At 61.6% G+C, this 15,845-nt stretch carries 13 protein-coding genes and 1 pseudogene; 3 read left to right on the top strand and 11 right to left on the bottom strand.

Annotated elements, in window-relative coordinates:
• Positions 1-57 precede the first annotated feature (57 nt).
• The 5 genes from J1G37_RS11665 to J1G37_RS11645 all read right to left on the bottom strand — a co-directional run bounded on the left by J1G37_RS11665 (position 58) and on the right by J1G37_RS11645 (position 5,418).
• Positions 58-1,008, bottom strand: coding sequence for a FecR domain-containing protein (locus tag J1G37_RS11665; protein ID WP_207041833.1), 951 nt, complete (start codon positions 1,006-1,008; stop codon positions 58-60).
• Positions 1,005-1,520, bottom strand: a complete 516-nt coding sequence (locus tag J1G37_RS11660) for a sigma-70 family RNA polymerase sigma factor (protein WP_207041832.1) — start codon at positions 1,518-1,520, stop codon at positions 1,005-1,007. Before J1G37_RS11660 ends, J1G37_RS11665 begins: the two co-directional genes overlap by 4 nt.
• A 100-nt stretch (positions 1,521-1,620) precedes the next feature.
• Complete coding sequence (locus J1G37_RS11655) at positions 1,621-2,196, bottom strand: DUF4174 domain-containing protein (protein ID WP_207041830.1); 576 nt, start codon at positions 2,194-2,196, stop codon at positions 1,621-1,623.
• Between the two features lie 165 nt (positions 2,197-2,361).
• Entirely contained in the window at positions 2,362-2,994 is a 633-nt protein-coding gene (locus tag J1G37_RS11650) for a glutathione S-transferase (protein ID WP_207041829.1), read from the bottom strand.
• A 66-nt stretch (positions 2,995-3,060) separates the two neighbouring features.
• Complete coding sequence (locus J1G37_RS11645) at positions 3,061-5,418, bottom strand: DNA polymerase II (protein WP_207041827.1); 2,358 nt, start codon at positions 5,416-5,418, stop codon at positions 3,061-3,063.
• 181 nt (positions 5,419-5,599) lie between these two features.
• On the opposite strand from J1G37_RS11645, the gene J1G37_RS11640 reads away from it, so the two are divergent.
• On the top strand, positions 5,600-7,825 hold the full coding sequence (locus tag J1G37_RS11640; protein WP_207041826.1) for a TonB-dependent siderophore receptor: 2,226 nt from the start codon (positions 5,600-5,602) through the stop codon (positions 7,823-7,825).
• Between the two features lie 90 nt (positions 7,826-7,915).
• On the opposite strand, the gene J1G37_RS11635 is transcribed toward J1G37_RS11640, so the two are convergent.
• The 4 genes from J1G37_RS11635 to J1G37_RS11620 all read right to left on the bottom strand — a co-directional run bounded on the left by J1G37_RS11635 (position 7,916) and on the right by J1G37_RS11620 (position 12,545).
• Positions 7,916-8,383 (bottom strand): SRPBCC family protein, encoded by a 468-nt coding sequence (locus J1G37_RS11635; protein ID WP_207041825.1) that lies wholly within the window; start codon positions 8,381-8,383, stop codon positions 7,916-7,918.
• An 80-nt stretch (positions 8,384-8,463) separates the two neighbouring features.
• On the bottom strand, positions 8,464-10,962 hold the full coding sequence (locus J1G37_RS11630; protein ID WP_207041824.1) for a TonB-dependent receptor: 2,499 nt from the start codon (positions 10,960-10,962) through the stop codon (positions 8,464-8,466).
• 99 nt (positions 10,963-11,061) lie between these two features.
• Positions 11,062-12,012 carry a FecR domain-containing protein gene (locus J1G37_RS11625; RefSeq protein WP_207041823.1) on the bottom strand — a complete coding sequence of 317 codons (951 nt, stop codon included), beginning with the start codon at positions 12,010-12,012 and terminating at the stop codon, positions 11,062-11,064.
• Between the two features lie 2 nt (positions 12,013-12,014).
• The gene (locus J1G37_RS11620; protein ID WP_207041822.1) at positions 12,015-12,545 is read right to left on the bottom strand and encodes a sigma-70 family RNA polymerase sigma factor; all 531 of its coding nucleotides are present in this window, start codon (positions 12,543-12,545) and stop codon (positions 12,015-12,017) included.
• 136 nt (positions 12,546-12,681) lie between these two features.
• On the opposite strand from J1G37_RS11620, the gene J1G37_RS11615 reads away from it, so the two are divergent.
• Positions 12,682-13,083 carry a GFA family protein gene (locus J1G37_RS11615; protein ID WP_207041821.1) on the top strand — a complete coding sequence of 134 codons (402 nt, stop codon included), beginning with the start codon at positions 12,682-12,684 and terminating at the stop codon, positions 13,081-13,083.
• Between the two features lies 1 nt (position 13,084).
• Here J1G37_RS11615 and mrdA read toward each other — a convergent pair whose 3' ends face one another.
• Both mrdA and J1G37_RS11605 read right to left on the bottom strand, forming a co-directional pair.
• On the bottom strand, positions 13,085-14,977 hold the full coding sequence (mrdA, locus tag J1G37_RS11610) for a penicillin-binding protein 2 (protein ID WP_124529257.1): 1,893 nt from the start codon (positions 14,975-14,977) through the stop codon (positions 13,085-13,087).
• A 269-nt stretch (positions 14,978-15,246) separates the two neighbouring features.
• A pseudogene (locus J1G37_RS11605) lies at positions 15,247-15,564 on the bottom strand (penicillin-binding protein 2); the annotation flags it as partial.
• 69 nt (positions 15,565-15,633) lie between these two features.
• On the opposite strand from J1G37_RS11605, the gene J1G37_RS11600 reads away from it, so the two are divergent.
• Positions 15,634-15,845: hypothetical protein (locus J1G37_RS11600; RefSeq protein WP_207041820.1), on the top strand; the 212-nt coding region annotated here is incomplete at its 3' end.

The following is a 15,845-nucleotide window of genomic DNA, read 5'->3' as shown; positions in this document are numbered from 1 at the left end:
TCTGGGAATACAAGTCTCGTGAGATCGGCAAACGGCTCACTTTGCGGCGAAATAAATTCACGCCAGGTGCTGGCGCGGCTTGAGGGTGACCCAGAACCGCGTGAAATGCTGCACATCCAATTGCAGGGTCTGCGCCAGGGCGGCGAGGATGCGGTCGGTGTCGGCCAGCGGATAAGTGCCCGACACCCGCAGGCCGCGCACCGCCGGATCACAGGCCAGGCGCCCGCGCCGATAGCGGCTCAGTTCTTCAAGGAAGTCTTCCAGGCGCATGCCCTGGGCGACAATCATGCCGCCGCGCCAGGCCAGTTCGCCGTCCCGTTGCGGGCGGCGGGCGAGCACGGTGTGGGCGTCGAAGCTGATCAGTTCACCGGGTTGCAGGACCAGGCTGCGCGACGGGATCTGCACCGACAGCGCGCCCTGGTCGGCGCCCAGTTGGCTGAAGCCGTCACGCTGGCGCAGGCTGAAACGGCCACTGACTGCGCGGGTCAGGCCTTCGGCGGTCTGCACCCATAGCGGGCGGTTGTCGGCGGGGTTGGGGTCCACCAGGATTTCGCCGCGCAGCAGGTGGATCTGGCGCCGCTCGGGGGTGTATTTCACGTCGATGGCGCTGTCGGTGTTGAGTTGCACCTGGGTGTTGTCCGCCAGGTCGATGCGCCAGCGTTCCCCGACGGTGGTGCTGTAGTCGCTGGTCCAGTGTTCCAGCAGTTCGCTGTCCTTGAGGCTCCACGCGGTGGCGCCTGTCGCCAGCAGTACGGCGAGGTGCTTGACCACTTGGCGGCGGGACAATGTCGGCAGCAACGCCGCGCTGACCAACGCTTGATGCGCCGGTGCGCGCACGTCCTGCATGCGTTGCAAGAATCGCTGGGAATGCTGCCAGGCCCGTTCATGGCTCGGGTCTTCTTCGCGCCAACGCTGGCACTCGGCGCGGGTCTGTTCGCTGACGTCGGGCGCCTGCAATTCCAGTTGCCAATGCATCGCCTGCTCGGCGGCCTCCAGGGACAGCGTCATGGTTGCTGGCTGTCCAGCAGGATGCAGTGCGCGCCGGCCTTGATGATGTAGCGCTTGACCGTGGCGATGCTGGCGCCGAGGCGCTCGGCAATCTCGCCATGGCTGAGGCCATCGAGCTGCGACCACAGGAACGCCTGGCGCACCGGCAAGGCCAGGCGGCTGAGCACTTCGTCGAGGGCGGTGAGGGTTTCCAGCAGGATCCATTGGGTTTCGGCGCTGGGGGCGGATTCTTCCGGCAACAGCGCCAGGGCCTGCAAGTAGGCGCGCTCGAGCTTTTGCCGACGGAAGTGGTTGGACAGCACGCTCTGCGCCACCTTCGCCAAAAAACTGCGCGGTGCCTGCACCTCGATCGCCTGATTCTTCGCCAGCAGCCGCAGGAAGGTGTCCTGGGCCAGGTCCGCGGCACTCTGCGAGCAATTCAGGCGACGCCACAGCCATTGCTGCAACCAACGGTGTTGCTGCTGGTACAGGGTGGCCAGGTCAGTGGGGCTTACCGCAGGAGTCGAAGACATGGGAGGCGCGCACAAGGAATGATGCGCAAATGATAACGGTTATCATATGTTTCGCAAGGTGTGTGCGGTAGGAGCCGGGGGAGCCGGCTCCTGGTGTGGATCAATCGTCCAGTTGTTGCGGCGCAGGCTTGCTGCCGGCCTTGGCCGGTTTGGCGCCTTTGGCAGGTGCCGGTGCAGCCGGCTCGGGTTCTGCGGCGGCGGCGGTTTCTTTTTCCGCCATGGGCATCTGGTCGATGGTGCTGAAGAATTCCTTCAGGTCGAGGGTATCCGGTGGCACGGTCTTCTCGAGTTTCTTCTCGCCATCCTTGCCCACCAGGATGACCTTGGTGCCGCTACCGGCACCCAGCTTGAGGGCGCGGATCAGTGCATTGGTTTCTGGCGGCGTGAGTTTCTTGTTGTCCTTCGCTTCCTTGGCGAACTTCTCCCCTTCGGCACCGATGCTGCCGAACTTCACGGTGTAGAACACCATGTTGCGTTCTTCGAACGCTTGCTTGTTGGCAGGCTCGTCAAGTTGCTTCTTGAGCGTGGTCAAAGTGGCGTTACCGGAATCAAGCTCCACCACGACCAGCGGACGGGCTTTGCCCACATCCTGCTTGAGTGGGTTGGTATCATCAGCGGCCAACAGCGGCCCCGTAAAAACCATCAAGGTAGCCAGGGTCAGCGACCGGATGAGCATGCGCACCTCCTTCTAATTCCATGCAGGGTTCTTGAGTTTCATGTCTGCGACAGTCAAATTCAAGGATGATTCCTACACCAGTTTAAGAAAGCGTAGGTCAGGACGCCCGCTACGCAAGGGGTTGAGGCGCTTGCGCGGTGATTGTTTCCACTGATTACGGAAACATCATGAGACCTTCCAGTCCGGCCAATGCCGTGCAAACACAGGCGCCACCACAGGGTCGGTGTCCACCTGCGCCAAGCTCTGGGCAAAGCCCGGGGCCAGGCCATTCAAGGCCTCCCGCGACTCATCCCAGCGCGACACCGCCGCCGCCATCAGGCCCAGTGCATTCGGCGTGTCGTTGGGGCCGAACAACTGCCCGGCAAACTGATCGGCAAACACCACCCAGGCCTGGTGCAGGTAACGCCGTGTGCCGGTGACCAGTTGCGCCTGCACGGTTTCATTGACGTTGCCGAGCCAGCGTTGCGGGTAGTCGATGATGCCGATGGCCGAGTAGCAATTGGCGGCGATGTACACCAGGCCGCGGATGATCTGCGCGCGGTTGCCGGCCAGCAATGCAGAGGCGGGAAATTCCAGGCCGAGGTGGATCAGGATCGCTGCGCTCTCGGTGAGCACCTGGCCATCGGGCGTGAGCAATGTGGGCACTTGCTTGAGCGGGTTGATGCGCGCCAGTTCGTCACTGCCGGCGCCCTCGGCCCATGACGCGGCGTCGATCCGCCGCCATGGCACCGCGCAACGTTGCAGGGCGATTTCGATCATGCACGAGCCGGATTCGTCGATGCCGTAGAGCGTGTACATGGGCCTGGTCTCCTATTGCCAGCTTGGGCCCAAGATTGCGGGCCTTCGCCGTGTCGAATCAAGCGTTTAAAACAGCCCCATCTGCCCGCCAACCAAGGTGCCGAAATCGTCATTCACAAACGGCAGGATCGCATCGGCCACCGGCTGCAATTGCCGGGTGACGTAGTGGTCGTAGTCGATGGGCGCCTGGCGGGTTTCCAGGGGTTCCGGGCCGTTGACCGTGATCACGTAGCTGATCCAACCCCCACGCTGATACTGGCGCGGACGCCCGAGGCGGTCGTTGTAGTCATCCGCCAGGCGCGCAGCGCGCACGTGGGGTGGCACGTTGCGTTCGTAGTCGTCCAGCTGTCGGCGCAGGCGCTTGCGGTAGATGAGCAGTTCGTCGAATTCGCCACTCAAGGTGCGCTGCACGTAGTCGCGGATGTAGTCCTGGTGCGGCTGGCGATGGAAGATGCGCTGGTAGAGTTCCTGCTGGAACTGGCGGGCCAGGGGCGACCAGTCGCTGCGCACGGTTTCCAGGCCTTTGTAGACCATTTCTTCGCGGCCATCGCTGTGCGTGACCAGGCCGGCGTAGCGTTTTTTGCTGCCCTCCTCGGCGCCGCGGATGGTCGGCATGAGGAAGCGGCTGAAGTGGGTTTCGTATTGCAGTTCCAACGCGCTGTGCAGGCCGAACTCGCTGCGCAGGTGCTCGCGCCACCAGTCGTTGACGTGCTGCACCAAGGCGCGGCCGATGCGACCGGCGTCTTCCTGGGAATGGGCACTGCCGAGCCAGACGAAGGTGGAGTCGGTGTCGCCGTAGATCACCTCATAACCCTGGGCTTCGACCAGGGCGCGGGTCTGGCGCATGATCTGGTGGCCGCGCATGGTGATGGATGATGCCAGCCGCGTGTCGAAGAAGCGGCAACCGCTGGAGCCGAGCACGCCGTAGAAGGCGTTCATGATGATTTTCAGCGCCTGGGACAACGGCGCGTTATGTTCGCGCTTGGCTTCTTCGCGGCCCTCGGACACCCGCGCGACGATGGCCGGCAAGCAGTGCCGGGTGCGCGAGAAACGCGCGCCGCGAAAGCCTTCCACCGACTGGCTGTCGTCGGGGTACTTGAGGCCTTCGATCAGGCCCACCGGGTCGATCAGGAAGCTGCGGATGATCGACGGGTAGAGGCTTTTGTAGTCGAGCACCAGCACCGATTCGTAGAGGCCGGGGCGCGAGTCCATGACAAATCCGCCGGGGCTGGCCTGGGGCGGTTTGTCCCCCAGGTTCGGCGCGACGAAGCCCTGGCGGTGCATCAGCGGCATGTACAGATGGGTGAACGCGGCGACCGAGCCGCCATTGCGGTCCGCCGGCAAGCCGGTAACGCTGGCGCGCTCCAACAGGAAGGTGAGCAGTTCGGTCTTGGCGAAAATCCGCGTGACCAGTTCACAGTCCTTGAGGTTGTAGCGCGCCAGGGCGGGCTTGTCCTCGGCGAACATGCGGTTGATTTCGTCCATGCGCTGGTACGGCGTGGAGATGTCCTTGCCTTCGCCGAGCAGGGTTTGCGCGACGTTTTCCAGGCTGAAGGATTCAAAGCTCCAGGTCGCCGAACGCAGGCCTTCGATGCCGTCGATGATCAAGCGCCCTGCCGCGGCGGCGAAGTAGTGGTTGCGGCTGCCGTGTTCGCGCCAGGTCATGGCTTCGCCGCCACGCCCGAGCAGCAGCGGCACGTTGAGGCGCTGGGCGTGTTCGTGGAGCACGCGCAGGTCGAACTGCACCACGTTCCAGCCGATGATCGCATCGGGATCAAAGGTGGCCAGCCAGTGGTTGAGGCGTTCGAGCAGTTGGGCGCGGGTGTCGCAGTAGTCGAGCTTGAAGTCCACCGCCGTGGTTTGGTTCGGCGGGCCGAGCATGTACACCTGGCGCTCGCCGCAGCCTTCGAGGGCGATGGAATAGAGCTCGCCCTTGGCGGTGGTCTCGATGTCCAGGGACACGAGTTTGAGCGCTGGGCGGTAGTCGGGCGCGGGTTTCATCTGCGCATCCATCAGCACACCGTTGGCATCCGGCGTACCGCCAAACCACACGGGCGCGGTGATGAAGCGTTCCATCATGTAGCGCTCGGGCGGGCGTACGTCGCCTTCGTAGACGTCGACGCCGGCGGCGCGCAGGCGTTTTTCCACGTCCATCGCCTGGCGGTGCTGGCGGGTGTAGAGGCCCAGGACCTTGCGGTGGTGGAAGTCCAGCAATTCCAGCGGGCGCAGTTCGATCTCGCGTTCGCCCTTGAGCAGCCAGTCGAGCGGCTTGCGGTGGGCTTCGGGGATGAACATCACCGAGGTCTGCACGGGGAGGCGCACAAGCCGTGGGCCTTGGTCGGTGGCCAGCCAGAAGCTGACCTCCGTGCCCGCCGGGGTGTCGCGCCAATGCCGGGTCAGGACAAAACCCTGCTGTAAATCCACCGTACCGCACCTCAGGAATCGCTTTCAGGGCGTGATTCTACTCGGCTATGTGCGCACGCAGACCGCGAAAGTAAATATTTGTTGCGTGACGCTAATAACAATCACTATCATTCGCACCGGAGTCGTATCCGCGCAGCGAGGACGCGCAACGTTTGTTGCCCTTTTCCTCACTGGATCGCCCATGCCCTTCCCTATTCCGTTTCGTCCGACCCTGCTCGCCCTGTGCTGCTCCCTGAGCATCACTGCTCATGCCGCCACCCCAGCCACCCCGCAGGATGCGAACAACCGTCAGGACGGCAACACCCTGGAATTGGGCGCCACCAACATCAGCGCCGACGCGCCCGCGCCAAGCGCCCTGCCTCCGGTGTACGCCGGCGGCCAGGTGGCACGCGGTGGCCAGTTGGGGGTGCTGGGCAACCAGGACATCATGGACGTGCCGTTCAGCATGTCTTCCTACACCGAAAAACTGATCCGCGACCAGCAAGCCGAAACCGTCGGCGATGTGCTGCTCAATGACTCGTCCGTGCGCCAGGCGTCGGGGTATGCCAACCAGGCGCAGACCTTCATGATTCGCGGCTTGCCCCTGAACGGCGATGATATGTCCTACAACGGTCTGTACGGCATCCTGCCGCGCCAGATCATTTCCGCCGACGCCCTGGAACGGGTCGAAGTGTTCAAGGGCCCGAATGCCTTTATCAACGGCGTGAGCCCCACCGGTTCGGGGATTGGCGGCGGCGTGAACCTGCAACCCAAGCGCGCCGATGACCTGCCGTTGCGCCGTTTCAGCACCGACATCAGCAGCGACGGCCGGGTGGGCGAGCACTTGGACATTGGCCAGCGCTTTGGCGAAGACCATCAATTTGGCGCGCGGGTGAACCTGTCCCAACGCGAAGGCGATACCGGCATCGATGATGAAAACCAGCGCTCGAAGCTGTTTGCGGTGGGCCTGGACTACCGTGGCGATGCGCTGCGTTTATCCGGTGACTTTGTGTACCAGAAGGAGCACATCAATGGCGGGCGCAACTCGGTGTTCACCGGCACCGCCACCCACATCCCGGATGCGCCTTCGGCCGACACCAACTACGCGCCAAGCTGGAGCAGCACCAACCTGGAAGACACCCTGGGCATGCTGCGAGCCGAGTACGACCTGAACGACAACTGGACGGCGTACGCGGCAGGCGGGGTCAAGCACACCCGTGAAATGGGGCGTTACTCGTCGGTGACCCTGACCGACAACCTCGGCAACGCCACCGCCAGCGGCTCGACCATTGCCCACGAAGAAGACAACAGCAGCCTGATGACGGGCCTGAACGGCAAGTTCCAGACCGGTGCGGTGAGCCATCGCCTGAACTTCGGCCTGGCCGGGACCTGGACCCAGGCGCGCAACGCTTATGTGTTCGCCAGCGGCAAGACCACCACCAACATCTACAATCCGGTGACCGGCGCGCCACCGGCCCTGAACAACCCACGCAACACCCCGGGCACCGACTTCAGCGACCCGGAAATCACCGCCAAGACCTTTGTACGCAGCGCGGCCGTTTCCGACACCTTTGGCTTCTTCGATGACCGCCTGTTGGTGACCGTTGGTGCACGTCGCCAGCAGATGGTGGTGCAGGGTTACAACTACGCGAGCGGCACCCGCACGGCGAATTACGACGAGTCGATCACCACGCCGGTCTACGGCCTGGTGTTCAAGCCGTGGGAGCATGTGTCGGTGTACGCCAACCGCATCGAAGGGTTGGCGCAGGGGCCGACGTCGCCGCTGATGTTGGGTGTGAGGCCGATCATCGGCGGCGGCCAAGCCTATGCGCCAGCACGCTCCAAGCAGATTGAAGCGGGCGTCAAGGTCGATATGGGCACCTATGGCGCCACGCTGGGTGTTTACCGTATCGAACAGCCTGGGGCCGGTTACTCCGAAATCGTCGATGCAACCACTGCGCGCTATGTGCGCGAAGGCCTGCAAATCAACAAGGGCGTGGAGCTGAACGTGTTCGGCGAACCGGTCAGCGGCCTGCGTTTGCTCGGCGGTGTGACGGTGATGAAGACCGAGCTCAAGGACACGCAAAATGGCGCCAATGACGGCAACCGTGCCATCGGCGTGCCTTCGTTCCAGCTCAACGCCGGGGTGGATTGGGATGTGCCGGGCCTGCAAGGCGTGAGCCTCAACGGGCGCATGCTGCGCACCGGCGGCCAGTACGCGGATGCGGCCAACAACCTCAGCCTGCCGGCGTGGAACCGCTTCGATGTGGGTGCGCGCTACAACTTCAAGGTGGCGCAGCGGGATGTCACTGTAGGCGCGACCGTGGAAAACGTCGCCAATGCCAAGTATTGGGAATCGGCGCAAGGTGGATTCCTGAGCCAGGGTGATCCGCGGGTGGCCAAGTTGTCGGCATCGGTGGATTTCTGAAAAAGTAAAAAGCAACCTGTGGCGAGGGAGCTTGCTCCCTCGCCACAACAAGCCCCATGCCGGCCAGGCTGAAAACCCCAAGTGTGGGCATCAGGCGCGACGGGCTTGGCCGAGATAGGTTTCGATATTGCCCATTTGCTCGTCCCAGCCCCGGGAGTTCATCTTGAAGGCTTTTTGGCGGCGGGCTTCAGGAATGCCGTCAAAACCCGACTCAACCACCCGCAGCAAAATGCCCGGTGCGCGATCCTCGATAGTGAATTCCACAAGGGTCGGTGTTTCCTTGTCGTAATCGACCCCCTCCTCCACCGCAAAAGGGTGCCACCAGAAAGAGAACAACGTTTGCGGCAGGATGCGTTCGATCCTCGCCTTCCAGATCACATGCTCATAACCGGGATAAGTGATCGGCGCCTCGATGGTTTCACCCACGACAAAGCTCTGGCCCTTGAGGGCAATCCCAAACCAGCGGCCGAATTGCTCGGCATCGACAAGGGCTTCCCACACCTGTTTACGTGAAGCATTGAGCAGGACTTTTCGTTCTATTCGATCCAATACGTGCATAAGTCACCTCCTCCATTGAAGGTAGGCGACATCAACCAATGCGCAACCTTTTCGGTCACGCATTGGTGTTGCTACTTACTTCAGAACTTCCATTTGGCGTTGACCATCGCATTGCGCGGCTCGCCGTAGGAGCCCGAGTTGAATGTGCCCATGCCGTCGTAGTACTTCTTGTCGAACAGGTTGTTGACGTTCAGTCCCACGGACAGGTGCTCGTCCACCTGGTAGTTGGCCAGCAGGCCGACCACGGCGAAGGGGTCCTGTACCGCCTTGTAGTACGGCCCGGTGTAGTTGATCTGCGTGGTGGCGTACATCTCGCTTTGCCAGGTGACATTGCCGCCTACAGTCAGGCGGTTCAGGGCGCCCGGCAGGCGGTAGGTGGTGCCGAGCTTGAACAGGTTGATCGGCTGGTTGACCTGTACGCGTTCGCCGTCCTTGGCGTGGGATTCGCGGTAGGTGTAGCCGCCAAACACGTTCCAGCCTGAGGCGACCTCACCGGAAATTTCGGTCTCGACGCCGCGCGTGGTGGTGCCGGCGATGGCTTTGTATACGGTTTTGCCACTGGCATCGTTGCCCGAATCGGCGGCGGTGTTCTTTTGCTCGATGTCGAACAGGGCGATGCTCGCGTTCAGCGCGCCGTCGAAGAATTCGCCCTTGAGGCCGATCTCGTAGTTGTCTCCTTCAAGCGGGGCCAGCGAGCCGCCGCTGGCGGTTTTGTAGAACGTCTGCGGCAGGAAGATGCTGGTGTAGCTGGCGTAGACCGAGTAGGTGTCGTTCAGGTCGTAGATGATGCCCGCGTAAGGCGTCACGACACCGGTCTTCTTGGTTTTGTCGGTGTTTTTCGAGTAGGGCTCATAGAGACTGACCTCATCGAGTTGCTTCCACCAACTGACGCGGGTGCCGAGAATCAGGGTCAGTGGATCGATCGGTTTCAAACGCAATGCGCCATACACACCGGTCTGTTGCAGGGTGGTCACCGTGCCCCCGATCTTGTTGTAGGAACGGCGCCCATACTGCCGGCCATCCCAGGTGAAGATGTTGTCCACATCCCCGTAATCATTGTCCTGATCAGCCAGGGTGCTGCTGTAGTTCGGAAAATTAAGGTGGGTGCGCGACGTGCTCGCGCCAACTACCAACTCGTGCTCACGGCCACCCAACTGGAACGGGCCATTGGCATACACATCCAGCGTGTCCTGGGTCTGGTAGCTGTCGAGGCGGTAGATGAAGGCCCCGGCACCTTGGCCGGTGACCGGGTCCGGGTAGCCGCCACTGGCGGAAGCGCCCTGCCCTTTGCGGTAGGAATACTGATGGCTGTAGGCGGTCTTCAGGCTCCAGTCGTTGTCGAGTTTGTGGTCCAGCATCGTGGTGAAGGTGTAGCTGGTGTTGTCCATGTAGCTGGAACGTGTAGCCGGGTTGAAGGAGCGGGAGAAGTTGGTCTGGCGGCCATTGTTGTAGAACAACGGGATATGGCCGTAGCTGGTGCCGTTGGCGTCGTTGTTCTGGTAATCCAGGCTGGTGCGCAGGGTGGTGGTGTCATTCAGGTCGATATCGAGCGCGCCGTACATCACGCGTTTTTCTTGTTTGTACCAATCCACGAAGGATTTCTGCTTCTGGTACGCCGCGACAAATCGCCCGCGCACATTACCGGTTTCGGTCAGCGGGCCAGACACATCGACTTCGGAACGGTAACGGTCCCACGCGCCGGCTTCCCCGGAGAGGTGAGCCTGGAAGTCTTTGGTCGGGCGCTTGCGCACCAGGTTGATGGTGGCGGACGGCGTGCCTGCGCCGCTCATCAAACCGGTGGCACCGCGTACGACTTCGACACGGTCGTAGAGGGCCATGTCGGAAAGTGGGCCGATAAATTGCTGGGACTCATTGGCGATTTGCGAAGGGATGCCGTCGTACTGGAAGTTCTGGATCTCGAAGCCACGGGAGTAGAAGGAGTAGCGCTCGCTGTCACGATGGTTGCTGCTGATGCCCGGGGTGAAGGTCAGCACCTCGCTGAGGGTGGACAGGTGCTGGTCATCCATCAGTTGGCGGGTGACCACGCTTACGGACTGCGGCGTTTCGCGCAGGGACAGAGGTAACTTTGTCGCGGTACTGGTCGCTCCGGTGGTGTAGGAACCCGTGCTTTCGGTGGTCAGACCTAAACCTTCGGCGTTGATACTGGTGGCGCCGAGGGTCAAGGCACCGCCGCTGGCCTGCGGCGCCAAGCGGTAACTGCCATCACTGTTGGCGGCGATGGCCAGGTTGCTGCCGGCCAGCAGCCGGGCAAAACCTTGTTCGACGCTGTACGTGCCCTGCAGACCCGCGCTTTGCCTGCCGGCAGTCAGGCCCGAATCAAAGGACAGCACCACGCCCGCCTCGCTGGCAAAGCGGCTCAACACCGAACCCAGGGGACCTGGCGCAATGGCGAACGCCTGTTGCTGGCTGGCCGCCATTGCACTGGAGCCGCTCGCCAACAAGGGGGCCAACAGCCCGGTCTGCACCATCAGCGACACGCCAAGCAACGCGACCTGCAAAGGCTTTTTGCGAAATGAGCGAAGCGGTTGATTGGCGACTGAGGTTTGCCCTGCGCGCATGTTGACTCCTGATGGTTCGAAACGAATGGAGGGGGTTTGCAGGAGGAGTCGAACGAGGGGCGGCAAATCGACAACGGACGTTGAGAATTATTTTCGATGTCAGGCGCGTGGGACCAATGTCGTCCAATAGCGGGTACGTGACGAGAGGCGCACCGGTAGCGCGTGGGTCAGGGCGTTGAGGGTCAGGTCGATATCGTCCAGGGAATACGCACCGGAGACCGGCAGGTGGCCGATTTCCGTGGCGCATCCCAGATAGCCCGGGCGGTAGCGTGCCAACTCGGCCACCAGATGGTCCAGGCGCCAATTGTCGACGATCAGCCGTCCCTGCGCCCAGGTGCCTGTTCCGGGGTCGTTCGAGCTCAGGGTGAGCATGCGCTGGGTATCGAACGTGACGGTCTGGCCGGCGGTGACTACCGTTTCCGCGGGATCGACGCCCAGACGTACCGCCACCGCGTGTTGCAATACGCTCATCGCCGTAAAATCGTCGAACTGGCGCACGTCAAAGCGGGTGCCCAGGGCGCGCATCTCACCGTGGGCGCTGCGCACCAGAAACGGCCGGGGGTCGGGGGCGGTTTCCACGAGGATTTCTCCGGCACGCAAAATCAACAAACGTTGTTCGGCGTTGTAGTGGATATCCACGGCACTCGCGGTGTTGAGGGACAGTTGGGTGCCATCGTCCAGGCGCAGGCTGTGACGCTCGCCGGTGGTGGTGCGTTGATCGGCCACCCATTGCGGTGCTTGGCGATAGCCGGACCAACCGATGGCGCTCACGCCGGCACCGATCACCACACCCTTGAGCAATGCGCGGCGCCCCAGTCTCAGGGACTGGTCGGCGGCGACGTCCAGCACATTGACGGCGACTGCACCCGGCAGGCATTGGAGTTGGCTGCGCAGGGCTTCTACGCGCTGCCAGGCCCATTGGTTCAGCGCGCTTTCGTCGCGCCAGGTGAGCCAGGCCACTTGCAACTGCGGGTCATCGGGCTCGGCGGCCAATCGGGCGACCCAGTGGGCGGCCGAACTGAGGGCCTGATGTTTCGGATCACGGGCCACCGTCAATGCTCCAGGGCAAAGATCAGGCAATGCTCGGTGGCCTTGGCAATGTATTTGGTCACTGAACTCACCGACACCTGTAGCTGTTCGGCGATTTCCTTGTAAGGCATACCCTGCAACTGCGAGAGCAGGAAGGCGCGTTTGGCCTTGTGCCCCAGGCCATCGAGCATGGCGTCCAGACGTTGCAGGGTTTCGATGACCAGTAAACGCTCTTCTGGAGAAATAGCGTAACCCTGGGGCTGTTCGGCCAAGGCCTGGAGATAAGCCTGCTCAAGGGCTTTGCGACGGAAACTGTCGATCATCACGCGCTTGGCAATCGTCACCAGAAAATGCCGCGGCTCTTTCAACTCAGCGGCCAAAGGTTGGGTGCGCTCAGCCAGCAACAAACGGATAAAAGTGTCTTGTGCCAGGTCTGCGGCCTGATGGGAACAACCCAGGCGCGCGCGCAGCCAACTGACCAACCAGCGGTGGTGGTCACCGTAGAGTTGGCCAATCGGTTCGTGGGGGGAATGAGGCACAGCAGACGGAGGCATAATAATATTGCGCGCGAATGAGAACGCTTCGCAATTTAGACCAATGCCGGAATAAGGGCAATGATTTGTATCACTTGTGATGCGCAGCGCGGCGGCGAACGGTAGATTGCACCCCTCCCCTTTGAGGTGAAGCACTATGACTCAGCCGCTCCATGGAAGTTGTGCCTGCAAGGCCGTGCAGTATCAGGTGGACAGCCTGGATATGCCCATCAGCCTCTGCCATTGCCAGAGCTGCCGCAAAGCCCACGCGGCGGCGTTCGTTGCGACTGCCGGTGTGATGCGCGAGCACTTCCGCTGGACCCAGGGCGAGGCGCTGTTGTCGTCGTATGAATCTTCGCCGGGTAAGTTCAGGCATTTCTGCGCGCGCTGCGGATCACATCTGATGGCCGAACGAGGGCATCAACCCCATGTGATTGTGCGGGTGGCGACGCTGGATGATGACCCGGGCATACGCCCCACCTCACATATCTGGACCGCCCACGATGTGCCATGGCTGGCACATGAGGGCGTAGAACAGTGGGCCGAATGGAAGGTGTGACTCAGACGTGTGGGTCACCGGGCGCTTTGGCTGGCGTCGCGTATTGCGGCTTGAGGTGGCCGTCCTGGTCGAGTAGCCACGCATCCATTATCTGTCGCACCACGGGGCCGGCAACCCGGCCGCCGGCCTCGCCGTTTTCGATCATCACCGAGATCACGATTTTCGGGTGCTCGGCCGGCGCAAAGCCGACGAACAAGGCGTTGTCGCGATGGCGTTCCAGGGTCTTGTTACGGTTGTAACGTTCGCCCTGCTTGATCGCCACCACTTGCGCCGTACCACTCTTGCCGGCAATCCGGTATTGCGCGCCTTGTGCGGCGGCGCGGGCGATGCCACGCGGGTCGTGCATCACCAGTTGCATGCCGTGGTTGACCTGCTCCCAGTCACGCGGGTCCTTGAGGACCACGTTGGGCATCGGGTTTTCGTCCACCGGCGCCACGCCATTGATGGTCTTGGCCAGGTGCGGGCGATTCCACACACCTTTGTTGGCGATCAACGCGGTGGCCTGGGCCAGTTGCAGTGGGGTGACTTGCATATAACCCTGGCCGATGCCAAGGATCACGGTTTCGCCGGGGAACCAGGGTTGGCGGCGTGTGGCGCGCTTCCAGGATTGGGATGGCATCAGGCCGGCGGATTCCTCGAACATGTCGAGGGAGACTTTCTGGCCAAGGCCGAATTCGGCCAGGTAATCGTGCAGGCGGTCGATACCGAGTTTGTGCGCCAGGTCGTAGAAGTAGGTGTCGTTGGAACGCATGATGGCGGCGTCCATGTCCACCCAACCGTCGCCGCTGTGGTTCCAGTTGCGGTACTTGTGGTCGAAGTCGGGCAGTTGGTAGTAGCCGGGGTCGAACACGCGGGTTTGCGCGGTGACGACACCGCTGTCGAGGCCGGCGATGGCCACCTCGGGTTTGATCGTCGAGCCCGGCGCATAGAGCCCGCGCAGTACGCGGTTGAAGAGCGGCCGGTCGATGGAGTCGTGCAGTGCGGCGTATTCCTTGAAGCTGATGCCGGTGACGAACATGTTCGGGTCAAAGCTCGGCTTGCTGACCATGGCCAGTACTTCGCCGGTCTGTGGGTCGAGGGCGACCACTGAACCACGACGATCGCCCAGGGCTTCTTCTGCGGCTTCCTGGAGGTGGATGTCGAGGCTGAGCACGATGTTTTTGCCGGGGATCGGGTCAGTGTGCTTGAGCACGCGCAGGACACGGCCCTGGGCGTTGGTCTCGACTTCCTCGTAACCGACGTGGCCGTGGAGTTCGGATTCGTAGAAGCGCTCGATACCGGTCTTGCCGATGGACTGTGTGCCGCGGTACTCCACCGAGTCGAGGGACTTGGATTCTTTTTCGTTGATCCGGCCAACGTAGCCGATGGAGTGGGCGAAGTGCGCGCCTAACGGATAGTGGCGAACGAACTGCGGCTCGACGTCCACGCCGGGCAAGCGGAACTCGTTCACGGCCAACACGGCGATCTGTTCCTCGGTCAACTCGTAGAACAACGTGACGGGCACGAAAGGATGGCGTGCCTGCTTCAGCGCTTTGTCGAACACGGCGCGGTCTTCGGCAGGCAGATGCAGCAGATTGACGATGGCGTCCAGCTCACCCTTGAGATCGGTGGTGCGCTCGCGGGTGATGGTCAGGTTGTAGCTAGGGCGGTTGTCGGCCAGCACCACGCCGTTGCGGTCATAGATCAAGCCGCGCGTCGGCGTGATGGGGAGGACGTGCACGCGGTTGTTTTCAGAAATCGTGGAGTGGTAGTCGAACTGTACGACCTGCAGGAAATACATGCGGCCTACCAAGGCGCAGGTAATGCCAATCACCAACAGCGCACAGGCGAGCAGACGCTTGTTGACCAGGCGGTTTTCTTTTTCGTGATCTTTGATCGGTATGGCTTCAGGCATTTCTACAGCATCTCGTTGAAGAAGGGCGACGCCGCGTCCTGCGGGTGAAAGATCAGTCCTTGTGAAAATGTGCTGCACCATACCAAAAATGCAGAAACACTTTGTATTGATTTCCCCAACGGTAGGCTCAAGGAGCATGTCGATCCTTGGCAGACTTTTTTCGCGCCCAAAACAAAACCCCATCTGCTTTCGCAAATGGGGTTTCGGAATTTAATCTTGACGATGACCTACTCTCACATGGGGAAACCCCACACTACCATCGGCGATTTGACGATGGCGTCCAGCTCACCCTTGAGATCGGTGGTGCGCTCGCGGGTGATGGTCAGGTTGTAGCTAGGGCGGTTGTCGGCCAGCACCACGCCGTTGCGGTCATAGATCAAGCCGCGCGTCGGCGTGATGGGGAGGACGTGCACGCGGTTGTTTTCAGAAATCGTGGAGTGGTAGTCGAACTGTACGACCTGCAGGAAATACATGCGGCCTACCAAGGCGCAGGTAATGCCAATCACCAACAGCGCACAGGCGAGCAGACGCTTGTTGACCAGGCGGTTTTCTTTTTCGTGATCTTTGATCGGTATGGCTTCAGGCATTTCTACAGCATCTCGTTGAAGAAGGGCGACGCCGCGTCCTGCGGGTGAAAGATCAGTCCTTGTGAAAATGTGCTGCACCATACCAAAAATGCAGAAACACTTTGTATTGATTTCCCCAACGGTAGGCTCAAGGAGCATGTCGATCCTTGGCAGACTTTTTTCGCGCCCAAAACAAAACCCCATCTGCTTTCGCAAATGGGGTTTCGGAATTTAATCTTGACGATGACCTACTCTCACATGGGGAAACCCCACACTACCATCGGCGATGCATCGTTTCACTG

Source organism: Pseudomonas sp. Marseille-Q1929 (assembly GCF_017316265.1).
Taxonomy (GTDB): Bacteria; Pseudomonadota; Gammaproteobacteria; order Pseudomonadales; family Pseudomonadaceae; genus Aquipseudomonas.
Note: the sequence above shows the minus strand (reverse complement) of the source record. Positions and strands in the feature narration are given on the sequence as shown.

Bases quoted from the DNA above. Each gene is read 5' to 3' on its own strand.
- J1G37_RS11665 (WP_207041833.1), bottom strand. From the start codon at position 1,008: ATGACGCTGTCCCTGGAGGCCGCCGAGCAGGCGATGCATTGGCAACTG.
- J1G37_RS11660 (WP_207041832.1), bottom strand. From the start codon at position 1,520: ATGTCTTCGACTCCTGCGGTAAGCCCCACTGACCTGGCCACCCTGTAC.
- J1G37_RS11655 (WP_207041830.1), bottom strand. From the start codon at position 2,196: ATGCTCATCCGGTCGCTGACCCTGGCTACCTTGATGGTTTTTACGGGG.
- J1G37_RS11650 (WP_207041829.1), bottom strand. From the start codon at position 2,994: ATGTACACGCTCTACGGCATCGACGAATCCGGCTCGTGCATGATCGAA.
- J1G37_RS11640 (WP_207041826.1), top strand. From the start codon at position 5,600: ATGCCCTTCCCTATTCCGTTTCGTCCGACCCTGCTCGCCCTGTGCTGC.
- J1G37_RS11635 (WP_207041825.1), bottom strand. From the start codon at position 8,383: ATGCACGTATTGGATCGAATAGAACGAAAAGTCCTGCTCAATGCTTCA.
- J1G37_RS11630 (WP_207041824.1), bottom strand. From the start codon at position 10,962: ATGCGCGCAGGGCAAACCTCAGTCGCCAATCAACCGCTTCGCTCATTT.
- J1G37_RS11620 (WP_207041822.1), bottom strand. From the start codon at position 12,545: ATGCCTCCGTCTGCTGTGCCTCATTCCCCCCACGAACCGATTGGCCAA.
- J1G37_RS11615 (WP_207041821.1), top strand. From the start codon at position 12,682: ATGACTCAGCCGCTCCATGGAAGTTGTGCCTGCAAGGCCGTGCAGTAT.
- mrdA (WP_124529257.1), bottom strand. From the start codon at position 14,977: ATGCCTGAAGCCATACCGATCAAAGATCACGAAAAAGAAAACCGCCTG.